Source organism: Acidovorax sp. HMWF018 (genome assembly GCF_003061035.1).
GTDB classification, from domain to species: domain Bacteria; phylum Pseudomonadota; class Gammaproteobacteria; order Burkholderiales; family Burkholderiaceae_C; genus Acidovorax; species Acidovorax delafieldii.
Genome location: NZ_QAIM01000510.1, coordinates 1 through 5,923 on the forward strand (window position 1 = coordinate 1; position 5,923 = coordinate 5,923).

Here is a 5,923-nt window from a genome sequence, read left to right on the forward strand (position 1 = left end):
CCATCCGGTCGCTGCGCAGCACCCTCACCAGCCTCCCGCGCAGCAACCGGGACTGGATCTTTTACTGACCGTCCGCCCGGTCCACCTCCCCCATCTACCCCATCTCCCTCCTGGAGTCCCACCATGAACACCTCTCCATCCGCCGCGCTGCAGGCCACGTCCAGCTTCTACGGCGAGCACCCCGGCATGCGCCTGCTGCGTGTGGCGCTGGGCACGGCCGAACGCCTGTGGCCCACCTTGGCCGTGCGCGCGGCCTACCGCTTGTTTGGCACGCCCCTGCCCCTGCGCAAACCGGGCCGCAGCGCCGTGCCACCGGGCCACTGGCGCACGGAGCGCCTGGCGTTTGAAGACGCCGAGATCACGCTGTACCTGCCCCAGGCCCAGCCACACGGCCCCACGGTGCTGCTGCTGCACGGCTGGGGCGGGCATGCGCGCCAGATGCTGCCGCTGGCCGACGCCCTGGTCGCGCGCGGCCTGCGCCCGGTGCTGGTGGACCTGCCCGCACACGGCGGCAGCCGGGGCCGCGTGAGCAACCTGCCGCAGTTCGCCCGTGCCATCGAATACGCCACCGCCCGCCTGCACGCGCAGGACTCGGCGCCCCACGCCGTGGTGGCCCATTCGCTGGCGGCCAACGCAGCGGCCCATGCGGCCAGCCGGGGCCTGGCCACCGGGCGGCTGGTGCTGCTGGCGCCGCCCGCCTCGCCGCACGAATACACGCGCCTGTTCGCGCAGGTGTTTGGCCTGTCCGAACGCACCCGCGCCGCCATGCAGCGGCGCATCGAGGCGCGCGAGGGCATCCTGATGCGACAGTTCGAGCCCCCCGCCGTGGGCCCGCGCATTGCACTGCCCACGCTGGTGGTGCACGACCGGGGCGACCGCATCAACCGCTTTGCCGACGGCGAGGCCTACCGCGACCACATTCCGGGTGCCGCGCTGCTGGCCACCGAGGGGCTGGGGCACCGCAAGATCCTGCAGCAGGCAGAGGTGCTGCAGGCCGTGGCCGACTTTGTGGCGGCGTAAGCGTCGGCCGGTGGTGGCAGACAGGTCGCGCGACCCGCGGGAATCAGCCGGAAACAGGCAGCCTCTATCATCCGCACTCGACCGCCTTCCTGGAGGCGCCCTGCCGATGAATCGCTGGTGCCCGCACCAGCGGCCCCTGCTGCCTGTTGCTACCTGCCGTGTCTCCCATGTCCACTCTCCTGTCCGCCTGGCCCGCCCTGGTCCTGTTGTTGCCCGCGCTGTGGCTGGTGTCGGCGATCGTGTTCCTGGCCAAGGGCAACCGGCGGGCGTTTGCACAGCTGATGGCCCTGCTGGCCTGTTTTCTGATCGGCGCGCTGCTGATGGAGTTCTTCACTTTCATGGGCGCCCTCATGGCCCGCTCGGGCAGCCAGCACGCCACGCCCACGCTGGGCACCGGCACGCGCCAGTTGCTGGAGACCATTGCCAACCCGCGCTCCATCACCGCACCACCACTGTCGCTGGCGGCTTTTGCGGCGTACAGCATCCCGGCGGGCTACCTGTGGCTGCTGGTCACCTGGGTGCTGCACCTGCGCGGCAAGAAGGCAGGCCCGGCCAAAAAGAAGTCCAGCAAAACCCCGCGCAAGGCAGCCAGAGACTGAGTTTCGATTGTTTTAGCCCCCAGGCGCTAGAACCATATGCCTGAGCAGCTATTAATTAGATAGCACCACCACGCCATGGCTTGACGCAGGGCAAAGCGTGCCCAGATCCGCCCGCCCACAATGGCGCGCGGCCTCCCCGACCCGGGGCGGGCCCCTTGTCACCCTGTATTCATCCCGCCATGACCACCCACCACAGCGACGTGCTCATCGTCGGCGCAGGCCCGGCGGGCCTGTCGCTGGCCATCTCCCTGGCGCAGGCCGGGTTCACCGCCACCGTGGTGGAGCAGCAGGGCGACCGCGCGCTGGCCCAGCCCGCACCTGACGGCCGCGAAATCGCCCTCACCCACCCAAGCCGGGCAACGTTGCAGCGGCTGGGCAGCTGGGCGCACCTGGCCGACCACGAGGTGGGCCAGATTGCCGAGGCCCAGGTGCACGACGGCCCGCTGGGCCGCCACAGCGCGCTGCAACTGAACGCGGCCAGCGGCACCCACGGCGATGTGTCAGCTCCCGGCGCCCTGGGCTTCATCGTGCCCAACCACGCGCTGCGGCGCACGGCCCACGCGGTGGCTGCGAGCACCCCGGGCGTGCGCCTGCTCACCGGCAGCCAGGTCACCCGCGTGGCCGCGCTGCCCGGCCATGCCGAGCTGGACTGCGTGCCCTCCCACACGGGCCCTGGCGATCACGCCACGCCCCAGCGCCTCACCGCCCCGCTGCTGGTAGCCGCCGACAGCCGCTTCTCGGCCACGCGCCGCCAACTGGGCCTTGGCGCAGACATGACCGACTTTGGCCGCACCGTCATCGTCTGCCGCATGCGCCACGCCCTGCCCCACGGCAACGTGGCGCACGAATGTTTTGGCTACGACCGCACACTGGCCGTGCTGCCCCTGCCCGATGACCCACCGACGGGACAGGCGCTGTGCTCGGTGGTGGTCACGGCGGGCGCGGCCGACGCCGCCGCGCTGATGGCCCAAAGCCCCGAGGCTTTTGCCACCCAGGTGCAGGCCCAGTTCAACGACCGGCTGGGACCCATGGCGCTGGTGGGCGAGCGCCATGCCTACCCGCTGGTGGCCGTGTATGCCCAGCGCTTTGCGGGCCACCGCTGCGCGCTGCTGGGCGACGCCGCCGTGGGCATGCACCCGGTCACGGCGCATGGCTACAACCTGGGGCTGGCGGGGGTGGAGCGGCTCACGGCCGCGCTGGTCAGCGCCCGCCAGCGCGGGCAGGACATTGGCAGCGCCGACGCCCTGGCCCCCTACGCCCAGGGCCACCACCGCCACGCCTGGCCCATCTACCAGGGCACCAACGCCATCGTGCGCCTGTACACCGACGCCCGCCCGGTGCCCCGCCTGCTGCGGCAACTGGTGCTGCAGGGCGCGCGGCGCCTGCCACCGCTGCAGGCGGCCATCGTGGGGCAGCTGACGGGCAAGGCACCCCAATGGATGCGCGCACTGACGCTCAGGCCGTAGCCAACCTCTGCAACGGGCGCGCCCCACGCCAGCGCCACCGTGCAACTGGCTTTGCCAGGCCACCGGTGGCGTCCCCCTCAGGGGGAAGACGCGAAGCGGCTCAGGGGAGGCTGTCCCTTACCCCCAGCGTGGCCAGGCCATACAGCGGCGCACCGAGCCAGGGGCGCCACCACATGTCCATGGCAATACCGGCCCAGCCGTAGCCCTCCGCCACGCTTTGCTCGCGCAGCAGGTGCAGGCGCGGGTGCACGGCCGCCAGCTCTGCCATGCGGCCGACACCCCACCGAAACTCCGCGCCCGTAGGCCCCACGCTGGCGTGGCGGGCCGCGCAACCCACGGCCTGGCGCGTCATCACATCCAGCACCATGCGCGAGCCCGGTGGCGCGTGCTGCGCAAACTCGGCCAGCACGGCGTGCACCTGCGCGGGTGGCAGGTACATCAACACGCCCTCACACACCAGCAGCACCGGGGGTGCGGTGCGCTGCGCGGGCAGCCCGAGCCGCTGCCACCAGCCGGTTTGCGACAGGTCCAGATCGGCATGGCGCATGCGCGGGCACTGCGGCGGCAACAAGGGCTTGCGCAGCGCCATCACCGCAGGCAGGTCCGCATCAAGCCACTGGTTGGCCCCCGTGTCCAGCCACTGAAAGTGGTGCGTGAGGCCACACCCCAGGTTGACGCCCAGGGCCTGCGGGTGCTCGGCAAAAAAGGCGCGCCCCGCCTCCTTGATGGCGCGGGTGCGCCACAGCACATGCAGCACCGTGGGCAGGTCGTCCAGGGTGCTGCTCACATCGGCACCCAACTGGGTCAGCAAGGCCTGGGCCACGGCATCGTGGCAGTCGAGCCAGGGGAAATAGCGCCCGCCGTGGGCACGCGCGGCCAAAGGGATGAGCAAGGTGCTGGGCACGGGGGGCAGCTGCGCGCGCTGCAGCAGGCTGCCGGTGCAGTGGAGCGCACGCGCCGGTGGCGCAGGGCTGCGCGGCGATCGGGCAGGGCGTCTGGTGGGGGACTGCGGCACGGGGCGCTCCTCCAGTGGCTGCGGGCGCCACGGTTGCGTGGGTGGCCCAGGGCAAGGGCCTCGGGGCCTCGGGGCCTCAGAACAGGTTCTTGAACCATTCTGAACGGTCTGCCCCAGTCTGTCGTGAATGACCGCAGCGCGTGCTGCGGTATGTCAATGCACTGGCGGGGCTTGCGGCCAGCGCGACGCTGAATCCCTAGTCCTTCACCAGCGCCCACACCAGCGCCACCCCGGCCGCCAGCAGATCTCCGGTGAACGAGCTGTCATTGGCATCGCTGCTGGCCGTGGTGAATGCGCGCTTCTGGCGCTCGCGCTCGGCCCGGGTGCGGTCGCGCTCCAGGGCCACCAGGGCGTCGCCAATGTCCACGGGCGATGCCGGCGCCGCCGGTACCTTGGAGCTCGCGGCGGCATAGCCCTCCATGGCGCGCACCACGGCCTGGGGGTCGATGAGGGAGAACGCGGCGCGGCAATAGGGGCAGGCGTGGTCTTTGCGGATGTCCACGGGCGCGCCGCAGCTGGTGCAGTAGATGGCGCCCACGCGCTTGGCGAGGTCGTCGATCTCGGGGCGCGTCATGTGGCGCACAAAGCCTTTTTCGACCATGAAGGACGAGAAGGTGCTGAAGCGCCCATGCTGTCGCCCGCAGCGGTACACCATGTAGCGGCCGCTGCGCACCACGTCGTAACCCTTGGCCAGGCTGGTGTTGCAGCGCGGGCAGGCCATGCTCTCGGCCAGGGCCTGGTGCTGGTCCACACGGTGCTCGTGCAGCAGCCGAAACAGCTCGACCACGGACTGGGGCGTGAGCTTCAGGTTCTCGTGCCGGTCAAACCACAGGCCCTGGCAGGCAAAGCAGATGTCCAGCTCCAGCGAATCGCCCAGGTTGCTGGCAAAGCGGTGTGCCTGCATGGGTTGGCGGCACGAGGGGCAAGTGGGTGCAGGAAACATGGCAGTGAGGGTCTGGGCAACGGTGCGGGGTGCCTCGCGGGGGCGGGGGCATCGTAACCCGCCCGGGATGCTCGTCCCCCACCCCGGCCGCATCCACTAGCATTCGCGCCTCAACCACAAGGAACAACCACATGGGATTCATGAACTGGCGTGTGAAAAGCGCTGATGTGTTGCAACAAGGCGGCGTGATCGCGCCGGACGAGCGGCTGCCCTGGCCGCAGACGGCGGTGATGGGCGTGCAGCATGTGATTGCGATGTTTGGCGCCACGGTGCTGGCGCCCATCCTGATGGGCTTTGACCCGAACGTGGCCATCCTGATGAGCGGTATCGGCACGCTGATCTTCTTCCTCGTCACCGGCGGCAAGGTGCCCAGCTACCTGGGCTCCAGCTTTGCGTTCATTGGCGTGGTGATTGCGGCCACGGGCTATGCGGGCCAAGGGGCCAATGCCAACATCGGCGTGGCGCTGGGCGGCATCATTGCGTGTGGCCTGGTCTACACGCTCATCGGAGCGCTGGTGCAGGCGATTGGCACGGGCTGGATCGAGCGCTTCATGCCGCCCGTGGTCACGGGCTCGGTGGTGGCGGTGATCGGGCTGAACCTCGCGGGCATTCCCATCAAGAACATGGCGGCCAGCAACTTTGACAGCTGGATGCAGGTGGTGACCTTTGTGAGCGTGGGCCTGGTGGCCGTGCTCACGCGCGGCATGGTGCAGCGCCTGTTGATCCTGGTCGGGCTGATCGTGGCCAGCATCATCTATGCAGTACTGACCAACGGCCTGGGCCTGGGCAAGCCCATGGACCTGACCGCACTGGCCAACGCCGCGTGGTTTGGCCTGCCGAACTTTGCGGCCCCGCAGTTCAGCGGCAATGCCATGCTGCT

6 protein-coding genes are annotated in these 5,923 nt (G+C 70.1%); 4 read left to right on the plus strand and 2 right to left on the minus strand.

Annotated elements, in window-relative coordinates; translation table 11 throughout:
• Window positions 1–123: 123 nt before the first annotated feature.
• The 3 genes from DBR23_RS21645 (at window position 124) to ubiM (ending at window position 3,085) form a co-directional block, all read left to right on the plus strand.
• Window positions 124–1,020 (plus strand): alpha/beta fold hydrolase, encoded by an 897-nt coding sequence (locus DBR23_RS21645; RefSeq protein ID WP_108499550.1) that lies wholly within the window; start codon window positions 124–126, stop codon window positions 1,018–1,020.
• A gap of 167 nt (window positions 1,021–1,187) precedes the next feature.
• On the plus strand, window positions 1,188–1,619 hold the full coding sequence (locus DBR23_RS21650; protein ID WP_056057054.1) for a hypothetical protein: 432 nt from the start codon (window positions 1,188–1,190) through the stop codon (window positions 1,617–1,619).
• A gap of 179 nt (window positions 1,620–1,798) precedes the next feature.
• Window positions 1,799–3,085 (plus strand): 5-demethoxyubiquinol-8 5-hydroxylase UbiM, encoded by a 1,287-nt coding sequence (gene ubiM, locus DBR23_RS21655; protein ID WP_108499551.1) that lies wholly within the window; start codon window positions 1,799–1,801, stop codon window positions 3,083–3,085.
• Window positions 3,086–3,185: 100 nt separating this feature from the next.
• On the opposite strand, the gene DBR23_RS21660 is transcribed toward ubiM, so the two are convergent.
• Window positions 3,186–4,100, minus strand: a complete 915-nt coding sequence (locus tag DBR23_RS21660) for a class I SAM-dependent methyltransferase (RefSeq protein ID WP_233250662.1) — start codon at window positions 4,098–4,100, stop codon at window positions 3,186–3,188.
• Between the two features lie 196 nt (window positions 4,101–4,296).
• The gene (locus tag DBR23_RS21665) at window positions 4,297–5,043 is read right to left on the minus strand and encodes a zf-TFIIB domain-containing protein (RefSeq protein ID WP_108499552.1); all 747 of its coding nucleotides are present in this window, start codon (window positions 5,041–5,043) and stop codon (window positions 4,297–4,299) included.
• Window positions 5,044–5,174: 131 nt separating this feature from the next.
• Here DBR23_RS21665 and DBR23_RS21670 point away from each other — a divergent pair.
• On the plus strand, window positions 5,175–5,923 hold a 749-nt coding region (locus tag DBR23_RS21670), incomplete at its 3' end, for a solute carrier family 23 protein (RefSeq protein WP_304466229.1).